Raw genomic sequence first — 24,148 nt, forward strand, 5'->3', positions numbered from 1 at the left:
GCGCGGGTCAACGGGGCGTGTGCTGCTCCCAGTTGTAGTAGTCGCGGCCGAAGTCGCCGGAGCGCTCGCGCACCCGCTCCTTGCCCTCCTCGGCCCACTCCGCTCGCTCGCCCCGGTCGTCGCGGCTCCGCTCGTCGTCATTGCGGCTGCCCGAGGAGGCCTCGCGGATCCGGGACTCCCGTACGCGTCCGTCCTTCGCGTCGACGTCGACCTCGTGGACGGTGCGGCCGACGCGGACCTTCACCTCCCAGTGGGGGGACTCGCCGCGGCCCTGGACGGACAGGGCGCTGACGAAACCCTTCCCGGCCTTCTCCAGGGCCTTCGAGGCCGCGGCGTCGCGGTCGACCGAGGTCTTGTCGAGCAGGGAGAGCGGGATGTTCAGGCGCTTGCGGGCGTGGTCGGGCATACGGTCGGCGACGCTGCCGAGGAGGGCGCCGGTGGTGGCGTCCACCTTGACGTGGTGGACGCGCGGCTCGGCGGTCATCACGTCGACCTTCCAGACCTTGCCGCTGTCCTGGAGTTCCAGGGAGGTCACCCGGCCGCCGTCGACCGACTCCTCGGCGCTGCGGGCGGCCTGCGTCTGGCCGACGCGCGGACCGCCCGTCTCCTGGGGGGCGCTCTGGTGGGAGGCGCCGGGTGACGGTGACTTCCGTGCCGGTCCGGTCTGCGCCTGCTCCGGTTGCTCCGCCCCGGCGGTGGAGGCCGCCGAGCGGTCCTGGTCGACGCCTTCGTTGTCCTGGCAGGCGGTGGCGCCGAGGGCCAGGACGGCGAGGAGGACGGGGGCGGCGGTGGCGGTGGCGGAGGGCCGGGGGAGTTTCACGAAGGGCTCCTGAGGGGCGGGGTGGATGTGCTGACAGGGAGGACACTCCCGCAGCTTTCTGAAACCACCCTGAAGGGACCTGAAGACGCCTTAAGAAAGTAAATCCGTACATATCCAATACGCCGGTAATATCGGGCGAATGAACCGGCTTCTGATCGTCGAGGACGAGACCTCGCTCACCTCCGTCCTCCAGCGCGGTTTCGAGGCCGAAGGGATGCGTGTCGACGTGGCGTCCCGCGGGGACGAGGGACTGCGCCTGGCCCTGGAGGGGGAGTACGACGCGATCATCCTCGACATCATGCTGCCCGGCCTCAACGGCTATCGCGTCTGCGCGGGGATCAGGGCGGCCGGGCTGTGGACGCCGATCCTGATGCTGACCGCGAAGGACGGCGAGTACGACGAGGCCGAGGGTCTGGACACGGGCGCGGACGACTACCTCACGAAGCCCTTCTCCTACCTCGTGCTCCAGTCCCGGGTGCGGGCCCTGCTGCGGCGCGCCTCGCGCGGCCGTCCCGAGCGGATCGAAGTGGGGGACCTGGTGCTGGAGACCGCGGCCCGCCGGTGCGTCCGGGCGGGCCGTGAAATCCCCCTCACCGCAAGGGAGTTCGACCTGCTCGCCGTGCTGTCGCGCACGCCGGGCACCGTGGTCCCCAAGTCGGCGCTGCTGGAAGAGGTGTGGGACCTTCCCGGCGAGGGCGACCCGAACATCGTCGAGGTGCACATCAGCGCGCTGCGCCGCAAGGTGGACCGCCCCTTCCCGGGCAAGCTCCTGCACACGGAACGGGGCCTCGGCTACCGGGTGTTGGCGACGGACACGGGCGCGGCCGAATCCGTACGCGACGCCACGAGCACACGATGACCTCCCCCGACCAGGCCCCCGGACGGCCGCCCGGCGCGGGCGTCCCGACCCGTGACCCCGGTCAGGCTTTCGGGCGGTCTCGCGGCGCGGGCGTGCCGACCCGTGACCCCGACCAGGTTTCCGGACGGCCTCCCAGCACGCTTCCCACCGCCTCCGCCGCCCCCCGCCCGCGCCTCCTCCCCGGGCTCCGCCGACGCCTGCGGTGCTCCCGTTCCTCCGTCCGCGTCCGCACCACCACCGCGGCCGCGCTCGTCGTCGCCGCCGTGTTGACCGCCGCCGGCGCCGGCCTGCTCGGGCTGGCCCACCGCGGGCTCGTCGAGTCCGCCGAGGAGACGGCCCTCACCCGGGCCCGCGCCGTGGCCGGACTCACCGAGGAGGGGAAGCTGTTGCAGAGCATCCCGGTGCCCGACGGGCAGGACGGCATCCTCCAGGTCGTCACCGCCGACGGTCACGTCCGGGCCGCCAGCGAGAACCTGGCGGGCCTGCCGCCCATCGCCTCCTTCGGGCCCGCCCCCGGACGCGACCACGCCGCCCGCTCCCTGTACCTCGCCCTCAACGACGACGCCCCCGCCGACGCCGCCCGGCCCCACTTCCGTACGGTCGCCGTCCCGGCCCGCATGGGAGACACCCCGGTCACGGTGTACGCGGGCACCGCCCTGACCACCGCCGACGAGGCCCGGCACCTCATCCTCGTCGCGATGCTCCCCGGCATCCCGCTGCTCGTCCTCCTGGTGGCCGCCGTCACCTGGCACAGCACCGGCAGGGCGCTGCGGCCGGTGGACGCGATCCGCACGGAGGTCGCCGAGATCACCGACCGGGACCTCGGCCGCCGGGTCCCTGTGCCGGACTCGCACGACGAGGTCGCCCGGCTCGCCGCCACCATGAACCACACCCTGGACCGGCTCCAGGACTCCCTGGACCGGCAGCGCCGGTTCGTCGCGGACGCCTCGCACGAACTGCGCAGCCCGATCGCCGCCCTGCGCGCCCACATCGAGATGGCCCAGGCACATCCCGGCCTGCTGCGACTGCCCGACCTCCAGCGGGACGTCGTACGCCTCCAGGCGCTGGCCACCGACCTCCTCCTGCTGGCCCGCCTCGACACGGGCGAGGCCCCCGCCCACAAGCCCGTCGACCTGACCGCCCTCGTCACGGCAACCGTCCACCGCCGTACGCCCGAACGCGTGCCCGTGCGAACGGAGTTGGAGCCCGACGCGCACTGCACCGGAAGCCCCACGCAGCTGGAACGCGTCCTGGACAACCTCCTCGACAACGCCCAGCGGCACGCCACGGCGTCCGTCACCGTGACCCTGCACACCGAGCCCGCTGCCGCCGGGCCGGGCCGGGCCGTCGTCCTCACCGTCGCCGACGACGGGACGGGCATCGCGCCGCAGGACCGCGAACGCGTCTTCACCCGCTTCACCCGCCTCGACGAGGCCCGCGACCGCGACACCGGTGGCGCGGGCCTGGGCCTGGCCATCGCCCGCTCCGTGGCCACCGCCCACCGGGGCACGCTCACGGCGGAATCCCCGGCGGGCACGGAGTCGGGCTCGGATTCGGGAGGATTCCTGGTGCTGCGGCTGCCGGGCGGGGAGCAGCCCCAGGATTCGGTACCGTGCCGCAACCCCTTGCCGCAGCGCGGCAGGTAGTGCCAGCACTACCTCCGAACTCCCCCGTACGCCACTGCGCCACCACCCCCTTCCGCGGTCCGATGGGGGCATGAAGACAACCCCCTCCCAGCCCCGCCGCCTGCGCGTCCTCGCCGCCTCGCTGGCCGCCGCCGCAGCCCTGACCTGCGCCACCGGATCCGCGCTCGCCGCGCCCGGTGCCGAGTCCCTGACCCCGGACGCCGTCGACCGCTACGTACGCTCGTACATGGCGGAGACCGATCTGCCCGGCGCGGTGGTGGCCGTGACCCAGGGCGAGAAGGTCGTGCGCGTCGCCGGTTACGGGCACAGCGCGGAGGACCGGGCCCTGACCTCGCGGACTCCCGTGCCGGTGGCCTCGCTCTCGAAGTCGATGACCGCGCTGGCCGTCATGCAGCTGGCCGAGGCGGGCAAGGTCGACCTCGACCGTCCGGTACGGCAGTACCTCCCGGACTTCACCCTCGCCGACCCCCGCGCCGAGCGGATCACCGTACGCCAACTCCTCAACCAGACCTCGGGCATGGCCGATTCGACCCACCCCGACCTGGTCGGCCCCCAGCCGCGCACCCTGACCGAAGCGGTCGCCGCCCTGCGCGGGGTGGAGCTGGCGTCCGACCCCGGCACCCGCATGAACTACCACAACACCAACTACGCGGTCGCCGCCCACCTGGTGGAGGTCGTCGGCGGAAAGCCCTTCGCCGCCTATCTGGCCGACCGCGTCTTCCGCCCCCTCGGCATGAACACCTCCACCACCGTCGACTCCACCGCCGACATGCCCGAGCGGGCCCGCGGTTACGTCCGTGCGTACGGGCGACTGATCGAGCGCGACCAGCCGCACTGGTTCACCGCCGGAGGCTTCGGCGTCGTCACCACCGCCGACGACCTGGCGCGCTGGCTGATCGCCCAGAACAACGGCGGCGTCGCGGCGAACGGCCACCGTGTCGTCTCCGCGCAGGGCATCACCACCATGCACACCCCGCCCCGCACCCCCGCGGGCACGTCGTACGCGATGGGCTGGACCCAGCTCTCCGAAGGCGACGGACCGCGCGAGATCCGGCACACCGGCCAACTGCTCACCCAGAACGCCGCGCAGACCCTGCTCCCCGACTCCCGCACCGGCATCGCCGTCGTCACCAACACCGGCATGATCTCCGGCGACGACGCCACCCTCCTCGCCCAGGGCCTCGCCGACCTCGCCCGGGGCAAGTCCCCGACGGCCGGCACCCCCTTCACCCTCCAGGCCGACTACGTCCTCGCGGCGCTCACCGCGCTCTCCCTCGGCCTCGGCGCCACCGGTGTGGTCCGCTCCCGCCGCTGGGCCCGGCGTGCGGCCACCCGCCCCTGGTGGCGCACCGCCCTGCGCACCCTCCCGTACGCCCTGCCCATCGCCTCCTTCCTGTACCTCGGCGACCTGGCGGGCCTGCTGACCCGAAGGGCCGGAGACCTGGCCATGATCACGTACGTCTGGCCCGCGCTCTTCGTCTGGCTGGCGGTCTCCGCCACCGCGTCGGCGGCGGTGCTCGCCACCCGGGCGTGCCGGATCGTGCGGGCCCGGCGGGTTACCCCGGAGGTAATTGAGGGCCCTGTCGACGCTGCCTACGGTTCAGGAGCGGTCGCGGCCCGCTGAACGAAGCGCCTTCGCGATCGGCCAACTCCCGTACGTACGAGAGGAATACGACTGTGACGACCGCACACCTCGACGGCACGAGGGCCCCCGCCAGGACGACCGGCAGCGACGGTCTCGCCCGCCTGGCGTTGAAACTGGACGGGGTGGTCACCGGCCTCAACGGCCTTGCCTACCTGGCCCTCGCCACGGTCCTGGACTCCTGGTTCGGCATCGCCACGTCGGTCCAGTACCCGGTCGGCGCCTTCCTGCTCCTCTTCGCCCTGGGCGTGCTCGCGGCGGGCACGCGCCGGCGGATCAGCCGTCCGGCCCTGACCGCGATCGCCACGGCCAACCTGTTCTGGGTCGCCCTCAGCCTGACCGTGGCGGTCTCCGGCACCCTGACCCCGACCGGCATCGGCACCGCCTGGCTCGTGCTCCAGGCCCTGACGGTCGGCGGCTTCGCCGGACTCCAACTCCTCGGTCTCAAGCGGCTGTGAGGCGTCCGTCAGAGCGGGACGACGGTCGCTTCCGTGGCCTTGACGCTGGTCCACACGCTCACCCCGTCGGCGAGCCCGAGCTCGGCGGCGGCCTGCGGGGTGATCTCGGCGACCAGGTCCGGTGCCTGGGCGGAGCCGATCAGGACGCGCAGACGGCTGCCGCTGGTGGTGATCTCCCGCACCGTGCCCTGCCAGATGTTGCGGGGGCTGCCGCCGGGCCTGTCGCGGTGTACGGAGACGGCCTCCGGGGCGATGACCGCGAGCGCGGAAGTGCCCGCGGGCAGGGGATCGGCGGTGACGAGATGGCCGCCGCCCTGGAGGGCGAGCCCGTCGGAGGTGGCGGTGCCGGGCCAGGCGTTGCGGCCCAGCATGCGGGCCACCCAGGGGGAGCGGGGGTGCCGGGTGACGTCGGCGGGGGCCGCGTCCTGCAACGTACGGCCGTCTTCGAGTACGAGGACGCGGTCGGCGAGCGAGACCGCTTCGACCGGGTCGTGGGTGACGATCAGGCAGACGCCCGCGAAATCGGCGAGGTGGGTGCGCAGGGTGTGGCGGACGTGGGCGCGGGTGGTCTGGTCGAGGGCGGCGAGCGGTTCGTCGAGGAGCAGCAGGCGCGGGCGGGCCGCGAGGGCCCGGGCGAGGGCGACGCGTTGGGCCTGGCCGCCGGAGAGCTGCGAGGGCTTGCGGTGGGCGAGGTGGCCGACGCCGAGGCGGTCGAGCCACTCCTGGGCGAGGCGCCGCGCCTCGGGGCGGGGCACTCGCTGGGTGCGCAGCCCGTAGGCGGTGTTGGACAGGGCGCTGAGGTGCGGGAAGAGCGCACCGTCCTGGGGCACCCAGGCGACGCCGCGCCGGTGCGGGGGAAGGGCCGTGACGTCGGTGTCGCCGAGCCGGAGGCGGGCGTGGGCGCGGGGGGTGAGGCCGAGCAGGGCGCGCAGGAGGGTGGTCTTGCCCGCTCCGTTGGGACCGACGACGGCGATGGTGGTGCCGGGATCCGCGGCGAGGGTGAGTTCGTTGAAGCCGGTGACCTCGGCCCGGAGCGGCCAGAGCTGCCGTTTGACCCCACTGTCGGCGTCGGCACCGGCATCGGCAGGGCCGTGGGAGAGGCGGGCCGTCGGAGGGGCCGCTTCCGATTCCTCGGGCGTGGCCTGTGCCCGAGGCGCTTTTGCCGCCTTGTCGGGGGTGCCGGTCCAGCGTCCGCGCAGGGCGATCAGGACGGCCATGGCGATGACCAGGAGCAGCAGCGATACGGACGTGGCGGCTTCCGGGCTCTCCTGGAGGAGCAGGTAGACCTGGAGCGGGAGGGTCTGGGTGGAACCGGGGAGGTTTCCGGCGAACGTGATGGTCGCGCCGAACTCCCCGAGTGCGCGGGCCCAGGTGAGGGCGGCCCCCGCCGCGAGCCCGGGAGCCACCATGGGCAGGGTGACGGTGAAGAAGACCCGCAGCGGCGACGCGCCCAGCGAGGCGGCCGTCTCCTCGTAGCGGGGGCGCAGCCCGCCGAGGGCCCCTTCGAGGCTGATGACCAGGAACGGCATCGCCACGAAGGTCGCCGCGACGACGGCGCCCGCGGTGCTGAACGGCAGCGTGATCCCGAAGGCGTTCTCCAGCCACGGGCCCAGGACACCCCGGCGGCCGAAGGCCAGCAGCAGGGCCACGCCCCCGACCGTCGGCGGCAGCACCATCGGCAGGAGGACAAGAGAGCGGACGAACGCCTTGCCGGGGAAGTCGACCCGGGCCAGCAACCAGGCGAGCGGCACCCCCAGGACCACGGAGAGCAGGAGCGCCCACCCGGAGACGACCAGCGAGAGCTTCAGGGCGTCGGTGGTGCCGGGGCTGGTCAGGTGCGCGCCGAGTTCGCCCCAGGACGTCCGGGCCAGGATGCCGATCAGCGGCAGCAGCAGGAACGCGACCGCGACGAGAGCGGGCAGGGCCAGGGCCAGCGGCGCGCGGGTGCCCGTGGTGCGGCGGCGGAGACGTCTCATGGAGGGGTCCTGGAGCTGGGGGAGCTGGGGGAGCTGGGGGAGCCGGGGGAGCCGGGAGAGTGAGGGAGCCGGGAGAGCTGCGAGAGCCGGGGATGTCGTTCCAGAGAGGCCCCCACCCCCGTCCGGGGCCTCCCTGGAGCGATCGAGTGATGGAGCGGTTGTTACGGCTTCTGGAAACCGGCGTCCTGGAGGATCTTCTGCGCCTCCGGGGTGGACAGCCACTTCACGAACTCGGCCGCGGCGTCCGCGTTCTTCGAGGTCTTGAGCGTGGCCGCCGGGTATTGGGCGACCGCGTTCTGCGCGTCCGGGATGTCGACGGCCTCGACCTTGTCCGTGGCCGTCGTGGCGTCGGTCTTGTAGACGAGACCGGCGTCGGCCTCGCCCAGCTCGACCTTGGAGAGGACCGCGCGGACGTTGGGCTCCTGCGAGACCGGCTTCACGGTGATCTTCTGGGCGTCGAGGATCTTCTTGCTGTAGCGGCCGACCGGCACCTCGGGGGCGGCGAGCACGACCTTCAGCTTGGTGTCGGCGAGGTCCTTGAGGCTGCCGATCTTCTCCGGGTTGCCCTTGCCGGTCGCGATGACGAGGCGGTTCTTGGCGATGACGGTCGCGGCGCCGGTGTCGGTCTTCAGCCCGTCCATCGTCTTCGTGTCGGCCGTCACCAGGGCGTCCGCGGGCGAACCGGCCTTGACCTGTGCGGCCAGCTCCTGCGAACCGGCGAAGGAGAACTTCACCTTCGTGCCGGGGTGGGCCTTCTCGTACGCGGCGCCGGCGGTCTTGAAGACGTCGGTGAGGGAAGCGGCGGCCAGCACCGTCAGGTCGGCCGGCTTGGCGCCCCCGCCGACGGACGGCGAGGCGGTGCTGCCGGTCTCCTTCTTGTCGTTGCCGCCGCAGGCGGCCAGCGGAACCAGGAGAGCCGCAGTGACGACAGCGGCGGCGGCACGACGCCGGGTGAGGGTCAGGGACATGAGGGTGGGACTCCTTGCGGGAGTGGCCGACCGGGGCCGGCCGAGCGGATGCGGCACAGTCCCGCCGGGGGACGGCGGCGGGACTGTGCGAAGGGGTCGGGCAGATGCGGTCCCTGTGCGCGTTGGCGCTGCGCGAAGGGGTGCGTCAGATGTGGTCGTTGTGCACGTCGGCGCTGTACGAAGGGGTGGGTCAGACGCGGTCGATGTGCACGCTGGTGGACTTCACGCGGGCGGTGGCCTGCATGCCGACCTCCAGCCCCAGTTCCTCGACCGCCTCACGGGTGAGCAGCGAGACCAGCCGATGCGGTCCGGCCTGGATCTCCACCTGCGCGGCGACGTCGCCGAGCTTGACCGCGGTGACGATGCCCGGGAACGCGTTGCGGGCGGAGGTGTAGGACGCGTCGTCCTCGCCGTTGCCGCCCTGGGCGACCTCGATGGAGAACGCTGCCAGGTCACGGCCGTCGATCAGCCGACGCCCGCTTTCGTCGCGGTGGGTGGTGACGCGTCCGGCGTCCGCCCAGCGTCGGGTCGTGTCCGGGCTGACGCCGAGCAGGCGCGCGGCCTGACCGATGGTGTAGGACTGCATGTGCCGCAGAGTATGCGGATTCATCTGGCATTTGCAAAGGTTGGTACGAACTTCCATCGCAGATGCGGGATGCGATGGAGGAACGCACGAAACTCCCGGGCTCCGAGGGGTGCGGGGCTGCCCTAGAGTGCGCTGCGTGTCGTCGTACAGCATTGGGCAGGCAGCGAGGCTGCTGGGCGTGAGTCCGGAGACGGTCCGCAGATGGGCCGACTCCGGGCGGCTGGTCATGGACCGGGAGGGGCCGGGGAACCGGGCGATCGACGGGGTGAGCCTGGCGGCGTTCGCGAAGGAGCGGGCGCAGGGGATGCATCCCCTGCCGGAGACCCCGGTGGTCACGTCCGTGCGGAACGCGTTCGCCGGGATCGTCACGCGCGTCACGGTCGACGACGTCGCCGCCCAGGTCGAGATCCAGTCGGGGCCGCACCGGATCGTCTCCCTGGTGACCCGTGAGTCCGTCGAGGAACTCGGCATCGAGGTGGGCGTGACCGTCACCGCGCGGGTGAAGTCGACCAGCGTGCACGTCTACGTGCCGTAGGGCGGCGCTGGTGGCGCAGCACTCTCAGCAGTGCGGGCTCGGCGCGTTCACCGGCACAGCAGCGCGGCGCGCAGATCGAGTTTGTGGTCGAGGCGGCTGAGGTCGCGCCCGGTGAGGTGCTGCACGCGGTTGATGCGGTAGTGCACGGTGTTGATGTGCAGATGCAGGGCTTCCGCGGTGCGGGTCCACGAGCAGTTGTGCGCGAGGAAGACCTCCAGGGTCTCCAGCAGCCTGTGGTGGGCGGCCGTGCTCTCGTCGACGAGCGGACCAAGCGTGCGGGCACTGAAGATCCGGCGGACGCCGGCGGGTATCCCGGCCAGCAGTGACTCCAACGAGGAGAGGTCCTCGACCGCCGTGACCAGACCCGGCGTCGGGCTGCTCCGCCGGGCCGCCGCCAGGGCGAACCGGGCCTGGCCGAGCGCGGCGCGCAGCCCCGAGGGCTCCATGACCAGCGTGCTCAGCCCCGCGTGCAGCGGGATCTCGGGCCGGCAGCCCTGCACCAGCGGCCAGGCGGCGCGGAGTTCCGCCAGGTCGTCCTCGGTGCTGCGGAGTACGGCGACGACCTCCGCGTCCGGGGTCGTGCCGACGGCGAAGGCCGCCGAGGGGAGGTGCCGCAGCGCCTCCGTGAGCGCCTCCCCGGCGCTGCCGTCGTCGTGCCGCTCGCCGGTGGAGGAGATCACCACCCGCCACGGCCCCTCGGCGAGCGGGCCGCAGGACTCCAGGGCGTTCGTCAGGGAGCCGGAGTCGGTGTCCTGCCGTTCGGTGAGCGCGATCAGGTCCTGCCCGGCACGCCGTCGGGCCGCTTGCCTGCGGTCGTGCCGGTGGCGGAACCGGGCCACGAACTCGGCCGTCTCGTGCAGGGCCCGGGGCGGCGTCGTCCCCGTCCGGGGCACATGGAGGTACCAGGTGTCGTACGGCGTGGCCTCGGCCTCGACGCGCAGGGTCTCACCGGCGTCGCCGTGGAGGTGCTCCAGGGCTCGCGCGGCCGGGAGTTCGGGCGCGGAAGGCGTGCGGCAGACCGTACGTCCGCTGCGGGTGAGCAGGTAGCAGTCCGGTGTTCCGAAGGGGGCGAGTGCCCGCTTCAGCAACTCGCCCACGTCGGCGCCGTGTTCGGCGAGCCGGTCGAGTTCGGTGCGCAGGTGGCCGGGCAGGGCGAAGTGGTCCGTGGGGTGGCGGCTCAGGTCGCCCCACTGGCGCCGGTAGACGGCCTCGGTGATCGTACGGAAGCTGATGCGCGCCGGTACGGCCAGGAGCGCGATGCCGTGGGTGCGGCAGGCGTCGACGACGTCGGCGGGGACGGCGCCGTGCGTCTCCTCCCCGGCGAGCAGGGCGGCGGCTCCCGACTCCGCCATCGCGGACACGAAACGTGTGCTCCTGGCGGGGCCGTCCGCCTCGCTCCACCACACGAGTCCGCTGAGCACGACGTCCCCGGGCCGCAGGAACCGGGTGGGGTCCTCCAGGTCGGTGGCGGTCACGCCGTTGACCGTCCTGCTGAGCAGGTTTGCGTCGCCCCAGACGAGGTCCAGGTCGAGCTCTTCGAGCTGGAGAAGATCTCCGACGTGCATGTGCTGACTCCTTGCGCGGTCACCGGCTTCGTATCCCGGCTTCTCACATCCACGAGGTGGCTGTGGGTGTGGACATCGTAAATGCAAGGCCCAAGAAGCAGAATGCCTCTTGGTTGATCCACCAGGAACCGGCCGTTCCGCTCGGGTTTTTTCCGTGGCGGACCCCAGTCGTTTTCGGCCGAGGGCTCCGCTTCACTGGCGAAGAAGCAGCGAAGAACCAGCGGCGGAGCAGCGGCCGAGCAGCGGCCGAGCGGCGGCGGAGGACGGTGGAATCGATGGATCTGAACGCGGTGGGGTCATGGATCTGAACACGGTGCTGGACGTGCGCGACGCGCGCCGCCACGAACCCTGGCGGCCGGGCGACGCCTGGCTCGGCGGCGGCACGTACCTCTTCTCCGAACCCCAGCCGCACCTGCGGCGGTTGGTGGACCTGAGCCGCATGGGCTGGGAGCCCGTCCGGCTCCTGCCGGACGGATCGGTGGAGATCGCGGCCACCTGCACCATCACTCAACTCTCCCGATTCGGCCGGGCGTTGGACGCGGCGGCGGCCCCGCTCTTCGAGCAGTGCTGCCGCGCCTTCCTCGCTTCGTTCAAGGTCTGGAACATGGCGACCGTCGGAGGAAACCTCTGCAACGCCCTTCCCGCCGGACCGATGATCTCCCTGACCGCGGCCCTCGACGGCACCTGCCTGCTCAGGGCCCAGGACGGCAGCGTCCGGCGCGTGCAGGCCGCCGACTTCGTGACCGGGGCGGGGCAAAAGGCCCTCGCCGAGGGGGAGTTGCTGCGCTCGGTCACCCTCCCGGCCCGTGCCCTGGGGTTCCGTACCGCGTTCCAGCAGGTGTCCCTGTACGGCCTCGGGCGCTCGGGCGCGCTGGTCATCGGGACCCGGGACCCCGTGGACGGTTCGCTGGCCGTGACGATCACCGCCGCGACGGTGCGTCCGTTCCGGCTCTGGTTCGCGCTGCCGCCCGACCGGGCCGGGCTGCGTGCGGCGATCGATTCCGCCGTCGGGGACGGCGACTGGTTCGACGACATCCACGGGCTCCCGTCGTGGCGTCGGCAGATGGCCTTCCACCTGGCCGAACAGGTCCGCCGCGAACTCACCGAGGACGGTGCGCGATGAGCTTCCACGTCCAGGTCAACGACCAGCCGTTCGACGCCGAGCCCCGGGCCGGGCAGTGTCTGCGCACGTATCTGCGCGAGCGCGGCTGGTTCGGGGTGAAGAAGGGCTGCGACGCGGGCGACTGCGGCGCCTGCACCGTCCACGTCGACGGCGAGCCCGTGCACAGCTGCCTCTATCCGGCGGTACGGGTCGAGGGCCGAACGGTCACCACCGTGGAGGGCCTGGCCGCGCCGGACGGCGAACTCCACCCCGTACAAAGGAAGTTCCTCGACGCGCAGGGCTTCCAGTGCGGGTTCTGCACGGCCGGATTCCTCATGACCACCGCCGCCCTGGAAGCCGAGCAGGGGCGCGCCCACGACGACGGGAAGCTGGCCGACCTCCCGCGCGCCTTCAAGGGCAACATCTGCCGGTGCACGGGATACCGCGCCATCGAGGACGCGGTGCGCGGCGTCACCCACACCGAACGCCCCTGTGCGGGACAGGCCGTGGGCAAGAACCTGGGCGCCCCGGCCGGACCGCAGGTCGTCACCGGCACCGCCCGCTACACCTTCGACGTCGACGTACCCGGCCTCCTGCACATGAAGCTCCTGCGCTCCCCGCACCCGCACGCCCGCATCCTCGCCGTCGACACCTCGGCGGCGCTGCGCGTCCCCGGCGTCCATGCCGTCCTCACTCACGAGGACGCCCCCGGCCTGCTGTACTCCAGCGGACGCCACGAGCACCCGGGCGAGGACCCGGACGACACCCGCGTCCTGGACGACGTCGTGCGCCATGTCGGCCAGCGCGTCGCCGCCGTCGTCGCCGACAGCGAGCAGGCCGCCGAGGAGGGCTGCCGGCGCATCGAGGTGACGTACGAGCAACTCCCGTACGTCGTCGACCCGGAGGACGCCATGCGCCCCGGCGCCCCGGTGATCCACGCGGGCAAGGGGACCGGGGAGCGGATCGCCCGGGTCGAGAACAACGTGGCGGGCGAGGTGCACGGCGAGGTGGGGTCCGTCGAGGAGGGGTTCGCCGAGGCGGCGGTCGTGTACGAGGAGACGTACCGGACGCAGCGCGTCCAGCACGCCAGCCTGGAGACCCACGGCTGCGTCGCGTACTTCGAGCTGAAGGAGGACGGCAGCGGCGAGCGGCTCACGGTGCGCTCCAGCACCCAGACCCCCTTCCTGACCCGCCGCGCGCTGTGCGCCCTGTACGGGCTGGCGGAGGACGAGGTCCGCGTGGTCGCGGGCCGGGTCGGCGGCGGGTTCGGCGGCAAGCAGGAGATGCTGACCGAGGACGTCGTCGTCCTGGCCGCACTCAGGCTGCGCCGCCCGGTCAAGCTGGAGTTCACCCGCGCCGAGCAGTTCTACGGAGCCGCCACCCGCCACCCCTTCACCATCCGCATCAAGGTCGGGGCCCGCGCGGACGGCACGCTCACCGCGCTGCAGATGCGGGTGGTCACCAACACCGGTGCGTACGGCAATCACGGGCCGGGCGTGATGTTCCACAGCGTGGGGGAGTCCTTCGCGGTCTACCGCGCCCCGCACAAGAAGGTCGACGCGTACTCCGTGTACACCAACGTCGTCCCCGCGGGCGCCTTCCGGGGCTACGGCCTGGGCCAGACCACGTTCGCCGTCGAGTCCGCGATGGACGAGGTGGCCCGGCGCCTCGGGATGGACCCCCTGGTGCTGCGGGAGAGGAACATCATCGGCCCCGGCGACCACATGGTCACGCCGATCGGCCACGACGACGACCTCTACATCGCCTCGTACGGCCTCGACCAGTGCCTGGGCATCGTCCGCAGGGCGATCGCCGAGGACCGCAGCGCCGACGAGGTGCCGGAGGGCTGGCTCACCGGACAGGGCACCGCCATGGCGATGATCGCGACCGCCCCGCCGAACGGGCACTACGCCGACGCCACCGTGACCCTCCTGGCGGACGGAACGTACGACATCGCCGTCGGCACGGCCGAGTTCGGCAACGGAACCACCACCGTCCACAAGCAGCTCACCGCGGACGCGCTCCACACCACGGTGGACCGCATCGCCATCCGGCAGTCCGACACCGACGTCGTCCGCCACGACACCGGCGCCTTCGGCTCGGCCGGAACGGTGGTGGCGGGCAAGGCGGTGCTGCTGGCCGCCGAGTCCCTGGCCGGGCGGCTGAAGACCTTCGCGGCCCGGTACACGCGGGTGCCCCGCCACCTGTGCACGCTCGACGCGGAGGCGATCGACTGCGCGGGCCGCACGGTCACCCTCAAGGAGTTGTACGAGGCTGCGTACGCGTACGGGGCGCAGGCGGAGCTGACGGCGGAGGGCCACTGGGGCGGCAGCCCGCGCTCGGTGGCCTTCAACGCGCAGTGGTTCCGGATCGCGGTCGACCCGCGGACCGGCGAGATGAGGATCCTGCGCAGTGTGCACGCCGCGGACGCGGGGAAGGTCATGAACCCCTTGCAGTGCCGGGGCCAGGTCGAGGGCGGCGTCGCGCAGGCACTGGGCGCGACGCTCTTCGAGACCGTACGCGTCGACGAGCGCGGCGAGGTCACCACGGCGGCCTTCCGCCGCTACCGCCTCCCGCAGTACGCCGACGTGCCGCGCACGGAGGTCCACTTCATGGAGACGTCCGACGCGACCGGCCCGCTGGGGGCCAAGTCGATGAGCGAGAGCCCCTTCAACCCGGTGGGCCCCGCCTTCACCAACGCCCTCTACGACGCCACCGGCATCCGCTTCACCGAGCTGCCGGTGACCCGCGACCGCGTCTGGCTCGCCCTGCACATGCACCAGAAGGCGGCACGGCGGGGCGAGTCCGCATCCTGACCGCGCCGCGGACACAGGCGCCCCCCCATTGAGCCCCTTGGACGAAGGAGACCTGACATGTTGGACATCGCTGAAGAGCTCGACCGGTGGGCCGGGCAGGAACGTGACTTCGCGGTCGCCACGGTCGTGGCGACACACGGGAGTTCGCCCCGCCAGCCCGGTGCGGCCCTCGCCGTCGACAGTGACGGCAGGGCCGTCGGATCGGTCTCCGGCGGGTGCGTGGAGAGTGCGGTCTACGCACTGTGCCAACAGGCCCTGGCAGACGGCGAGAGCGTCCTGGAGAGTTTCGGCCACAGCGACGAGGACGCCTTCGCCGTCGGCCTGACCTGCGGTGGTGTCATCGACATCCTGATCACTCCGGTACGGCGGGACGCACCCGCCCGCGACGTCCTCACCACCGCGTACGCCGCAGCCGCACAGGGCTCGTCGGTGGCACTGGCCCGCGTCGTCGAAGGGCCCCGTGAACTGCTGGGCAGCGCCCTGCTCGTGCATCCGGACGGCGGTTACGAGGGCGGGCTCGGCGGCGACCGAGAGCTGGAACGCACGGCGGCCGGCGAGGCCCGCGCCCTGCTCGACGCCGGCCGGACCGGTGTCGTCACCATCGGCGCGGACGGCTCGCGCTGCGGCCGGCCTCTGACGCTCCTCGTCGAGTCCAGCGTGCCCGCACCCCGCATGATCGTCTTCGGCGCGATCGACTTCGCCGCGGCGCTGGTGAGGGCCGGGAAGTTCCTCGGCCACCACGTGACCGTGTGCGACGCCCGCCCGGTCTTCGCGACGAAGGAACGCTTCCCCGAGGCGGACGCGGTCGTCGTGGACTGGCCGCACCGCTACCTGGAGACGGCGCAGCTCGACTCCAGATCAGTGCTCTGCGTCCTCACCCACGACGCCAAGTTCGACGTCCCCCTGCTGGAGAGGGCGCTGAGGCTTCCCGTGGCGTACGTCGGTGCGATGGGGTCGCGCCGCACCCACCTGGAACGCAACGAACGGCTGCGCGAAGTCGGCGTCACCGCACCGGAACTGGCCCGCCTGAGGTCGCCGATCGGCCTCGACCTGGGCGCGCGGACACCGGAGGAGACGGCGCTGTCGATCGCGGCGGAGATCGTGGCCGCCCGGCGCGGCGGGTCCGGCGCGCCGCTGGCCGGAGCCCGCACACCGATCCACCACGACGAGCCGAGGCATGCCCTGCGGGGGGTCGGGGTGGTCGCTTGACGTGCTGATCCGCGACGGCCCGGCGCGCTGATCGGCGACGCAACGTGGGGCGTACCGGCATACCGGCGTACGGCGGCGTGGCGGCGCGGCGGTACGGCAGCCGCCGGTCGGCCGCCTACTCGTACCGGTACTTCAGCGACTCCGCCTCCACCTGCTCGATGTCGGCGATCGTCAGCTCCGGCATCCGCAGCTGGGCCAGCGTCACCTCGGCCGAGGTCGGCTGGGCGTCCGCCGGCAGCCACTGCTCCGGCTGCCAGGCCCCGCTGCGCAGGAGCGACTTGGGGCAGTGCGGGTAGACCTCCTCGATACCCACCACCAGTGCGCTGGCCGGAGGCTTGCCCACGGCGGTCAGCTGCGCCAGCAACTCCGGGCGAGCGGAAACGCAGGCCCGGCCGTTCACTCGCAGCGTGGTGGTCCGCCCGGGGATGAGGAACAGCAGTCCGGCCCGCCCGGTGGCGATGACGTTCTCCAGGGTGTCCAGACGCTTGTTGCCGGTCGCGTCCGGTATCGCCACCGTTCGTTCGTCCAGGACCGTGACGAACCCGGCGGGGCCTCCGCGCGGGGAGACGTCGCAGTTGCCCTCGGCGTCCGTGCTGGCGACCAAGACCAGGGACGAGAGACCGATCAACTTCCGGGTCTGCTCGGTGAGTTCGGACATCTGCTTGCGCACAGCTGCCTGGCTGGGGCGTTCGTAGATCCGGCGCAGTGTCTGCTGGTCGGACACGGCGTCGAGGTGCAACGAGTCAAAGGCGCTGCCGGCGATGGATGTTGTCATGCGCTTGACCCTAATGAGCCCGTCCTGCGCGCGTCGCAACGGATCTCACAATTTCGAGGAGATGGGCGCTGAACAACTCGCACATGGGATTCTCCCGGGAGGACGTTGGGTATCACTTACCGCAACTGCGGCAGTGATCGCCCGTCCGAGGGGGAAATGATGAGCCGACAGGACACGGTGTCCCACGCACGCCCGACCGGAGTCGCATCCTTCACCGTCAGTGGGGAGATCGCCCGACCGCTCACGCTCACCGTGGCCGGACTGCGTGAGGGCTGGCCGCAGCATCGCGCGGAAGTGGTCTTCGACTGCGCCAAGGACGGCCCCCAGCACCACCGGTTCGAGGGCCCGCTGCTGCACGACGTCCTGCGTACGGCAGCACCGGCCTTCGATCCCCGCAGGCGCAAGGACCGCTCCCGCTTCCTGCTCGTGATCAGCGGCGGCGACGGACACCACACCGCTCTCTCGTGGGCGGAGATCGACCCCGATTTCGCCAACTCCGCGATCCTGCTCGCCACCCGCTGCGACGACACCGACCTCGACCCCGAGGGAAGTCAACTCGTCGTCCCCACCGACCGCTGCGGCGCCCGGTACATCAGCGCGATCACTGCCATCCGGGTCCACGCCTCACACATGCACGCATCCTGACGCGGCCCATATCCCCGCTCACATGCCGGTACGGAACCCCGCTCAGCCGGTGGACCACGTGCCGAGGGCGGCGACGGCGGCCTCGATGAGGTCGGGGTCGGCCGGGGCGCGCTCGATGGTGCTGCGGTAGTACAGCGGTCCGATGGCCAGGGCCGCGGCGTTCCGGCTGGCGAGCGTGAGCGTGACCTCGCCGCGTGCTTCCGCCTCGTCGAGTGCTGCGGCGAGCCGGTCGGTGAGGACGCCGGCGAACTGCGCGCGGCGGGCGTCCATCTCCGCGTCCCACAGGGCGGTGTTGGCGAGCGTCGTGGTGACGGCGCGTATGTCCATCGACTTCGACGCCGGGACGTCGCCCTTGCGGAGGAAGACGAACCAGCCGGTGTCGTCCTTCTTCAGCAGCTGCTCGATCTCGTCCGACACCTTTTCCTCGTAAAACCCGAGGGACGTGTCGTCGGCCTGGTCGGTGCCGGGGATCTTCGACTCGAAGGTCGAGCCGAGGTCGGGGGTCTCGATCGCCTGATTCGAGAGGGGCCAGCCGTCGATCGCCGCGATCGCGTTCGTCAAATCGGTGCCGACGGTCAGCTCCGGGCGGGTCGGCACGTGGCCCTCATGGACCACCGTCTTGAGCCACAGGACGCGGGTGACACCGCCCCTCGAATACTTCTTGCCCTGCAAGGTCATCCGTCCGATTCCGGGACGGCGGCCGACGCAAATCAGGAGTGGCCCCGTCCCTCGACGTGGTGTCGGGGAACCGGCCCACCTCAAGGGAGCAGGGCGTCCGCGCGGGGCCTCCGCGGTGAGGGTGCGAACCAGGCTCATCGAACCTGATTCAGTGCACGTTGATCAGCCTATTGTCGGCAACGGCGTAGGCCTGGCCTCATATCCGAAGTCGGATGCATCAGCAGCCTCAGCGTGCTGGAGAGGATGAATAAGGGCGGGACGCATTAGTTGCGTCCCGCCCTTTCGGTCAGGTCAGGGCTCGGACCGCGAGGAAGAGCCAAGCCAGGGCCACACAGACCAGGGCCAGAATCTCACCGGGGTGTCTGAGCGCGGCTCGCACAGAATCCCGCGCACGAAGCCAGGACAGCTTCAGTTGGTCGGTGAGATCCATGGGCGAACCGATGAGTTCGACGGCCATGTAGAGCCCGAGAGGACTCAGGAAAGTGGCAGCCAACATCGCCGGGGTGACCTGAGGGGATACGGCACCCACGATGACGAGTACGGCCGCTGCCACGACCCAGATTCCGTAACGGGTCTGCTGGGGAAAGGCGAAGGAGTCGCGTTCCTCAGTCACAGGTGCCAGCACCTTCCGGAAATCAGGCGCGATGCACGGGGGCGGTCGGAGCCCCGAAGAAGTTCATGATCGTGTTGATGAACGCTTCCATCGTGCTCGGGTCACGCGCAATCTTCGTCGTCTTGAGGTAGGCCCGCACCGCACCGGAGCCCTTCTTCGCGGCGGCGATAGCTCCCTTGACGATCTTCGGCCCGTACCGAATCGCAAGCGCGGCCACGGCCAGCGGCCATGCCTGCTGGACGGTCGGCTCGTAGAGGTCACTGATCGGTGCGGACGAGGCAGTACCAAGGACGTGGGCGCGGGCCTGAGCGTCGTCGGGGAAGAACGCGTAGGCAATCTGCTCCGGCGTGGCGTTCTCGTCGAGGCCGCTCAGGACAGACAGGACATGGTTAACAGTCTGGTCGTCAACCGGGAGCGCGGAGGCCGAAACTGCGGGGCCTTCCGGACGCTCGGCGGCCTGGGCCGTGGAAACACCGCCGACACCTACCGCGGCGGCAGTGACGAGCGAGACGGATGCGATTCTGATGCGCTGGGCACGGGTCACGTACAATTCCTTATGCGTCGAAGCACGCAGGGGGCGGGGTGGGCGCGGTACCTGGCCTCTGAATTCCTGGGCCGCTCCTGCCTCGCTCCTGCTGCGTTACATGGTCACCGGGAGGTCACTACTGCTCTCCCGGAGTGATCGATCATGACATTATCTGCTCACCCATGAAACTTCCAAGGCTGGGCAAAGTGGCCAATTGCACCCGGCGTACTGGGGCATTGCAGGCAACCCTCGGATGCGGAAATGCGTCCCGCTGTAACCGCCTGGCCTGGAGCCTTCTGCGAGCCCAGCGGGTAGTGCCCCTCACCGATTGACCTCACACGGAGGACGTGGGGGGCGTAGCGGGTGCCCGGTCTCGTTGCCCGGGGTCGATCCAGTGCCCATCGCGTCGACAGCCGTCTTCACGTTGTGGTTCGCGTCGTAGGACGAAGAACGGTTGTGGCCCAGGGCGTCGATGGTCTTGGTGACGCCGCCGTCCTTGTTCAGTTCGTGGGTGGTGGTGTGCTGTTCCGGGTCGGTGACCTTCGTCTTGTTCGTCTCGTAGGTGTACGAGTAGGTCGGGCCCGTGTGCGCGTTGCCGTTGAAGGCCGTCGCCCGCTGCATCGAGGTGACGCGGTTGTTCGCGTCGTAGCCGAAGTTCGTGACCCGGCCGTCCGGGGTCGTGATCCTCGTCAGGCGGCGCGAGGAGTCGTACTCGAAGGACGTGGCCTTGCCCGCCGTGTCGGTGGTCTTCGCCAGGTCGCCGGCGGCGTTGAGGTCGAACACGGCGGTGTGGCCGGTGTGGTCCTTGGCCTGCCACTGCGAGGCGTCCGTCTTGACCAGGTCGATCCAGCGGCCCGAGCGGGTTTCCGTGAGCTTGAAGCCCTTGTGCTCGGAGCCCTCGTCGTGCTGGGTCACCGTGATGGTGCCGTCGGATACGCTCCTGGTGCCCGTACAGACCCGCCTGCCCGGAGTGCACCACCAACCTGCCAGCGGGGACGAGGACACCCGACTCCGGGTCGAGAACCTCGCCGTCCGCCTCCCGCGTGATCCGCGGTGTCCGGCATCAGGTGCCGCTGCGCGAACCGGGCAATGCCCTGCTGATCAAGCAGCACCTTCGCCCGCCCAGTCCCGCAGTTGTGCCGGCAGGCCGCGCGTCAGCTCACCGGGAGCGCCGTCGAGATCGTCGCGGTCGAGGACTGTCGCATCCAGCCTGGCGGCGTCCACCGCGTCCAGGAATCCGAGCACCACTTGTTGTGCGTCCGCCGGTTCGGCTCGCACACCCGCTGCGCCTTCGAACTCCAGCCCCCACCGTTCGCTACACAGACCTCTCGGGAGCGGCAGGGAACCGGCGGTCAGCGCAGGGAAAGGCGGTCGCCCGGCAGCAGTCGGCTGTGCGTCGTGGGCAGTTCCAGAGGGGGAAAGGGGAACGGCCCACGGGGGTGCTGCCGTGTGGGGGCGCGACAGCGGTGGTGCGGGGGTGGTGCGTCGGCGCGGGGCGGGTCAACGCCCTTGCAGGGACTTGACGTTGTCGCCGAAGGTCCAGTTCTTGGAGCCGTCCCAGTTGAGGGACCAGGTCATCAGGCCCTTGAGCTGGTTGTTGTAGGTGCGCCAGGCCTGGGAGACGAGGGAGGGGCTCATGTAGCCGCCGCCCGCGCCGGGTTGGGCGGGGAGGCCCGGGACCTGCTTGTCGTAGGGGACCTTGATGGTGGTGCCCTGGATGACGAGGCCCTTGTTGAGGCAGTCGGTCTGCTTGGTGAAGCCCTGGACCGTGCCGGCGGAGTAGGAGTCACCGGAGCAGCCGTACATGTTGCCGTTGTAGTACTGCTGGTTGAGCCACCAGAGGCGGCCGTTGTCGGCGTACTTCTTGATGATCGGGAGGTACGCGCCCCAGATCGAGCCGTACGTGACGCTGCCGCCGGTGACGTAGGCGGTCTCCGGGGCCATCGTCAGGCCGAAGTTGGACGGCATCTGGGCGAGGACGCCGTCGATGATGCGGGTGAGGTTGGCCTGCGAGGTGGAGAGTTTGGTGATGGTGCCGCTGCCGGTGAGGCCGGTCTCAATGTCGATGTCGATGCCGTCGAAGTTGTACTTCTTCAGGATCGGGACGATGGTCGCGATGAACTTGTCAGCGACAGCAGTGGAGTTGAGGTCGATTCCGGCCGCCGCGCCGCCGATCGACATCAGGAGGGTCAGGCCGTTCGCCTTGGCCTGGCACATCTCGGCGGGGGTGGCGACCTTCACGGTCGCGTCCATGCCGTCCTCCCAGAGGACGGTGCCGTCGTTGCGGATCACGGGGAACGCGGCGTTGATGACGTTGTAGCCGTGCTGGGGTATGCGGGCGTCCGTGATCGGGGTCCAACCGAAGGTCGGGTGAACGCCGTTGGCGGCGCCGTCCCAGTTCTCCCAGTAGCCCTGGAGGACCTTTCCGGCGGGCTTCGACTTCACCGGACAGGTGTCGGCGGAAGGAGCGGAAGGTGCGGAAGGAGCGGAAGGGGAGGTAGGTGCGGCCGGGGCCGAGGTGCTCGTGAGGGGGACGAGTGCGGCCGCTGTCAGCGCGGCCGTCAGCAGGCGGGGGAGTGTGGTGCGGGCGCGGGGGGACATGCTGAACCTCCTGGGTGGGGGGACCGGGAGACGCGAGGGGGGTGTGGTGCGCCCACACGCTAGGTAGGTCCAGACCAACCGTCAAGAGGTCTGGACCAGGTTGGTACGTTGACGCGGGGGAGGCCTCCGGGGCTCTCCCCGAAGGCCTCCCCCCGCACTACGCCGAATCAGTGACGGCCCGCCACACCCGCCCCCACCCCCGGCAGGTTCTTCGCCCCGGACGCCGCCTCCGCCCCCGGGAACCCGGGAATGCTCGGGGTGCCCGGAATCTTCGGCAGCTGCGCCGGGTCGAAGGTCGGTGCCTTCGGCAGGATGTCCTTCACCGCGCCGAGCCCCATCTCCAGGAAGATGCTCGTGGCCAGTTGGCCCAAGTGGACGACGAGCGTCCCGCCGACCTTCGTGAACCCGGCGGCATCCCCCTTCAGGGCGGCCTCGACCAGCGCCTTCGTGTCGGTCTTGATCAGCTCGACCGCCGCCTTCATCCCCTCCCGGGCAGCCGCCTGCTGCGGGGTCGCCGCGCGGCCCGCGTAGTTGGCGGGCGAGCCGCCGGGGATGATCGCCATCAGGTTGTCGAGGCCCTTGTCGGAGTCCTTGCGGGCCTTGTCCAGCTTCTTCTTGTCCTTCTCGCCCTTGACCACCATCCCGGCCAGCTTGCCCGTCCGCTCCGACGCGGCACCGAACTTGCTGACGGTCTGGAAGGTGGACGCGAGCTTCTCCCGGTCCTTGTCCCCCAGCGGTACGACGTTCCCTCGCGGTGCGACGGGTGCCGACACCGCCGGTGCGGCGGCCGGACCCGTGTGGGCCTCGGGCGAGGCGATCGCGGCGGGGCCCAGGGTGAGCACCCCGCACAGGGCGACGGTGACGGTGGCGGAGAGGGTGGCGGTGTGGCCCATGGGGCGGTTCCTTCCGGTGGTACGACCGAGGGGGCGGCCGTGACGTGCGTACGACAGGGGGTGGTGCAGGGGTGGTGCAAGGGGTACGGCTTCGGGTACGACCCGGGCCGCGCCGCCCGGCCCCCGAGCCGTGGGACACGGCCAGGACCCGCGAGCGGCCCACCGATCACACTCCGCCACCAAACCATCACCCGCAATCGCAGCGCCCCCTGTCACCCCATCAGCAGCACCGGACCGTCAGCCCCCCCCGGCGCCACCCCCCGGAGCGCGTGCTGCCGTACGAGCACCTCCCGCACCGGAGCGAGCACCCGCGCCGGGTAGCCGTTCGGCGCGGCCCGTGAACCACAAGGCCCAGGTCAGCGCATATCCGGCCGCAGCGCGCTCGGCCTCCACGACCGTCCGGCTGCAACGGCGGCCACCCGTATCAGCTCCGGTACTGCCTCTTCAGGGGGCCCCGACCAGATCCAGGTACGCGTCCAGCTCCCGCCCCGCCGCCAGCATCGCCCGGCTGCGCCGGTGCAGCCGGCCGTGCCACTCGGCCAGCACCTCGCCGAGCGCGTCCGTGTCGCCCGCCCCGCGCAACTGCTGCGTGAACACCCGGATCCTCTCCAGCGGGAAACCACCCCGCCGCAACTGCCGGGCGACGTACGCGTCGCGCACCGCCCCCGGCGGGTAGCGCCGGTGTCCGGTCGCCGGATCGCGGCGCGGGTGCAGGATTCCGGCGGCCTCCCACTTCCGCAACGAGGCCGGATGCAGGCCGAGTTGGCGCGCGAGGGTGCCGACGGTCGGCTCGACGGGGGTCCGGGGGTACGTCTCGACGGGGGTCCGGGGGTACGTCTCGGGGGCGGCCGTCAGTGCGCCCAGCGCGGTCGTGACCTCGGCCAGGGTGTCGCGCTCGCGCAGCAGCTCCGCGTGTGCCCCGTCGATCAGCCGGAAGAGCGTGCCCGTGTCTCCCCGGTGCGCGGAGCGCAGGATCTCGGCGGCGACCCCGTGCCCGTACCCAGGACGCAGGGCGAGGAACGCGCGCAGGGCCTGGGCGTGGGCGGGGGTGTAGCGCCGGTAGCCGGAGGGGGTGCGTTCGGCGGGCGGGAGGATGCCCTCGTCCTCGTAGTTGCGCACGGCCTGGGTGGACAGGCCGTGCTCGCGGGCGAGGTCGACGGGGCGCAGGCCGCGTGGGTTCATGGTGACCACCGTTTGAGGGTTGTGGTGGGTAATGGCGTACAGAATCGGCGGAA

The 24,148-nt window shown here is 71.4% G+C and carries 22 protein-coding genes and 1 pseudogene; 9 read left to right on the top strand and 14 right to left on the bottom strand.

Going from position 1 to position 24,148, the window contains the following annotated elements; translation table 11 throughout:
* Positions 1-7: 7 nt before the first annotated feature.
* Positions 8-820, bottom strand: coding sequence for a PepSY domain-containing protein (locus ACIO3O_RS03845; RefSeq protein WP_401741482.1), 813 nt, complete (start codon positions 818-820; stop codon positions 8-10).
* Between the two features lie 139 nt (positions 821-959).
* On the opposite strand from ACIO3O_RS03845, the gene ACIO3O_RS03850 reads away from it, so the two are divergent.
* The 4 genes from ACIO3O_RS03850 (at position 960) to ACIO3O_RS03865 (ending at position 5,425) form a co-directional block, all read left to right on the top strand.
* On the top strand, positions 960-1,679 hold the full coding sequence (locus tag ACIO3O_RS03850) for a response regulator transcription factor (RefSeq protein WP_401741485.1): 720 nt from the start codon (positions 960-962) through the stop codon (positions 1,677-1,679).
* The gene (locus tag ACIO3O_RS03855; protein WP_401741487.1) at positions 1,676-3,325 is read left to right on the top strand and encodes a sensor histidine kinase; all 1,650 of its coding nucleotides are present in this window, start codon (positions 1,676-1,678) and stop codon (positions 3,323-3,325) included. The genes ACIO3O_RS03850 and ACIO3O_RS03855 overlap by 4 nt, the downstream gene beginning before the upstream one ends.
* Positions 3,326-3,395: 70 nt before the next feature.
* Entirely contained in the window at positions 3,396-4,949 is a 1,554-nt protein-coding gene (locus tag ACIO3O_RS03860; protein ID WP_401741490.1) for a serine hydrolase domain-containing protein, read from the top strand.
* A 53-nt stretch (positions 4,950-5,002) separates the two neighbouring features.
* On the top strand, positions 5,003-5,425 hold the full coding sequence (locus tag ACIO3O_RS03865; protein ID WP_401741493.1) for a hypothetical protein: 423 nt from the start codon (positions 5,003-5,005) through the stop codon (positions 5,423-5,425).
* 8 nt (positions 5,426-5,433) lie between these two features.
* On the opposite strand, the gene ACIO3O_RS03870 is transcribed toward ACIO3O_RS03865, so the two are convergent.
* The 3 genes from ACIO3O_RS03870 to ACIO3O_RS03880 all read right to left on the bottom strand — a co-directional run bounded on the left by ACIO3O_RS03870 (position 5,434) and on the right by ACIO3O_RS03880 (position 8,955).
* On the bottom strand, positions 5,434-7,401 hold the full coding sequence (locus tag ACIO3O_RS03870; RefSeq protein ID WP_401741496.1) for an ABC transporter permease: 1,968 nt from the start codon (positions 7,399-7,401) through the stop codon (positions 5,434-5,436).
* 161 nt (positions 7,402-7,562) lie between these two features.
* Positions 7,563-8,369: a molybdate ABC transporter substrate-binding protein gene (gene modA / locus ACIO3O_RS03875; protein WP_401741499.1), complete on the bottom strand. Its 807-nt coding sequence runs from the start codon at positions 8,367-8,369 to the stop codon at positions 7,563-7,565.
* Between the two features lie 190 nt (positions 8,370-8,559).
* Positions 8,560-8,955 (bottom strand): molybdopterin-binding protein, encoded by a 396-nt coding sequence (locus ACIO3O_RS03880; protein WP_401741501.1) that lies wholly within the window; start codon positions 8,953-8,955, stop codon positions 8,560-8,562.
* Between the two features lie 136 nt (positions 8,956-9,091).
* Between ACIO3O_RS03880 and ACIO3O_RS03885 the strand changes: the two genes are divergently transcribed.
* Positions 9,092-9,490 carry a molybdopterin-binding protein gene (locus ACIO3O_RS03885; protein WP_401741503.1) on the top strand — a complete coding sequence of 133 codons (399 nt, stop codon included), beginning with the start codon at positions 9,092-9,094 and terminating at the stop codon, positions 9,488-9,490.
* A 47-nt stretch (positions 9,491-9,537) separates the two neighbouring features.
* Here ACIO3O_RS03885 and ACIO3O_RS03890 read toward each other — a convergent pair whose 3' ends face one another.
* A complete protein-coding gene (locus ACIO3O_RS03890; protein ID WP_401741505.1) occupies positions 9,538-11,055 on the bottom strand; it encodes a PucR family transcriptional regulator in 1,518 nt (505 codons plus the stop codon).
* 298 nt (positions 11,056-11,353) lie between these two features.
* On the opposite strand from ACIO3O_RS03890, the gene ACIO3O_RS03895 reads away from it, so the two are divergent.
* Genes ACIO3O_RS03895 through ACIO3O_RS03905 form a run of 3 tightly spaced genes read left to right on the top strand, consistent with a single transcriptional unit; the run spans position 11,354 to position 16,182 of the window.
* Positions 11,354-12,178 carry an FAD binding domain-containing protein gene (locus ACIO3O_RS03895; protein WP_401741508.1) on the top strand — a complete coding sequence of 275 codons (825 nt, stop codon included), beginning with the start codon at positions 11,354-11,356 and terminating at the stop codon, positions 12,176-12,178.
* A complete protein-coding gene (locus tag ACIO3O_RS03900) occupies positions 12,175-14,973 on the top strand; it encodes a molybdopterin-dependent oxidoreductase (RefSeq protein ID WP_401741510.1) in 2,799 nt (932 codons plus the stop codon). Before ACIO3O_RS03895 ends, ACIO3O_RS03900 begins: the two co-directional genes overlap by 4 nt.
* Positions 14,974-15,030: 57 nt before the next feature.
* Positions 15,031-16,182, top strand: coding sequence for an XdhC family protein (locus ACIO3O_RS03905; protein WP_401741512.1), 1,152 nt, complete (start codon positions 15,031-15,033; stop codon positions 16,180-16,182).
* A gap of 115 nt (positions 16,183-16,297) precedes the next feature.
* Here ACIO3O_RS03905 and ACIO3O_RS03910 read toward each other — a convergent pair whose 3' ends face one another.
* Positions 16,298-16,957, bottom strand: a complete 660-nt coding sequence (locus tag ACIO3O_RS03910; RefSeq protein ID WP_401741514.1) for an MSMEG_1061 family FMN-dependent PPOX-type flavoprotein — start codon at positions 16,955-16,957, stop codon at positions 16,298-16,300.
* A 159-nt stretch (positions 16,958-17,116) separates the two neighbouring features.
* Here ACIO3O_RS03910 and ACIO3O_RS03915 point away from each other — a divergent pair, with 159 nt between their 5' ends.
* Entirely contained in the window at positions 17,117-17,602 is a 486-nt protein-coding gene (locus ACIO3O_RS03915; protein WP_401741516.1) for a molybdopterin-dependent oxidoreductase, read from the top strand.
* A 42-nt stretch (positions 17,603-17,644) separates the two neighbouring features.
* Here ACIO3O_RS03915 and ACIO3O_RS03920 read toward each other — a convergent pair whose 3' ends face one another.
* The 8 genes and pseudogenes from ACIO3O_RS03920 to ACIO3O_RS03955 form a co-directional block, all read right to left on the bottom strand.
* The gene (locus ACIO3O_RS03920; RefSeq protein WP_401741517.1) at positions 17,645-18,280 is read right to left on the bottom strand and encodes a TetR-like C-terminal domain-containing protein; all 636 of its coding nucleotides are present in this window, start codon (positions 18,278-18,280) and stop codon (positions 17,645-17,647) included.
* 286 nt (positions 18,281-18,566) lie between these two features.
* Positions 18,567-18,893, bottom strand: coding sequence for a hypothetical protein (locus ACIO3O_RS03925; protein ID WP_401741520.1), 327 nt, complete (start codon positions 18,891-18,893; stop codon positions 18,567-18,569).
* Between the two features lie 22 nt (positions 18,894-18,915).
* A complete protein-coding gene (locus ACIO3O_RS03930; RefSeq protein ID WP_401741522.1) occupies positions 18,916-19,437 on the bottom strand; it encodes a hypothetical protein in 522 nt (173 codons plus the stop codon).
* Between the two features lie 351 nt (positions 19,438-19,788).
* A pseudogene (locus tag ACIO3O_RS03935) lies at positions 19,789-20,346 on the bottom strand (RHS repeat protein); the annotation flags it as partial.
* Between the two features lie 174 nt (positions 20,347-20,520).
* Positions 20,521-20,697 carry a hypothetical protein gene (locus tag ACIO3O_RS03940; protein WP_401741525.1) on the bottom strand — a complete coding sequence of 59 codons (177 nt, stop codon included), beginning with the start codon at positions 20,695-20,697 and terminating at the stop codon, positions 20,521-20,523.
* A gap of 222 nt (positions 20,698-20,919) precedes the next feature.
* The gene (locus tag ACIO3O_RS03945; protein WP_401741527.1) at positions 20,920-22,020 is read right to left on the bottom strand and encodes a chitinase; all 1,101 of its coding nucleotides are present in this window, start codon (positions 22,018-22,020) and stop codon (positions 20,920-20,922) included.
* Between the two features lie 167 nt (positions 22,021-22,187).
* Positions 22,188-22,913 carry a hypothetical protein gene (locus ACIO3O_RS03950; protein WP_401741528.1) on the bottom strand — a complete coding sequence of 242 codons (726 nt, stop codon included), beginning with the start codon at positions 22,911-22,913 and terminating at the stop codon, positions 22,188-22,190.
* A 444-nt stretch (positions 22,914-23,357) separates the two neighbouring features.
* On the bottom strand, positions 23,358-24,095 hold the full coding sequence (locus ACIO3O_RS03955) for a MerR family transcriptional regulator (protein ID WP_401741530.1): 738 nt from the start codon (positions 24,093-24,095) through the stop codon (positions 23,358-23,360).
* Between the last annotated feature and the right edge of the window lie 53 nt (positions 24,096-24,148).

This window comes from Streptomyces sp. NPDC087440, assembly GCF_044744005.1.
In the GTDB taxonomy this organism is placed as follows: Bacteria; Actinomycetota; Actinomycetes; order Streptomycetales; family Streptomycetaceae; genus Streptomyces.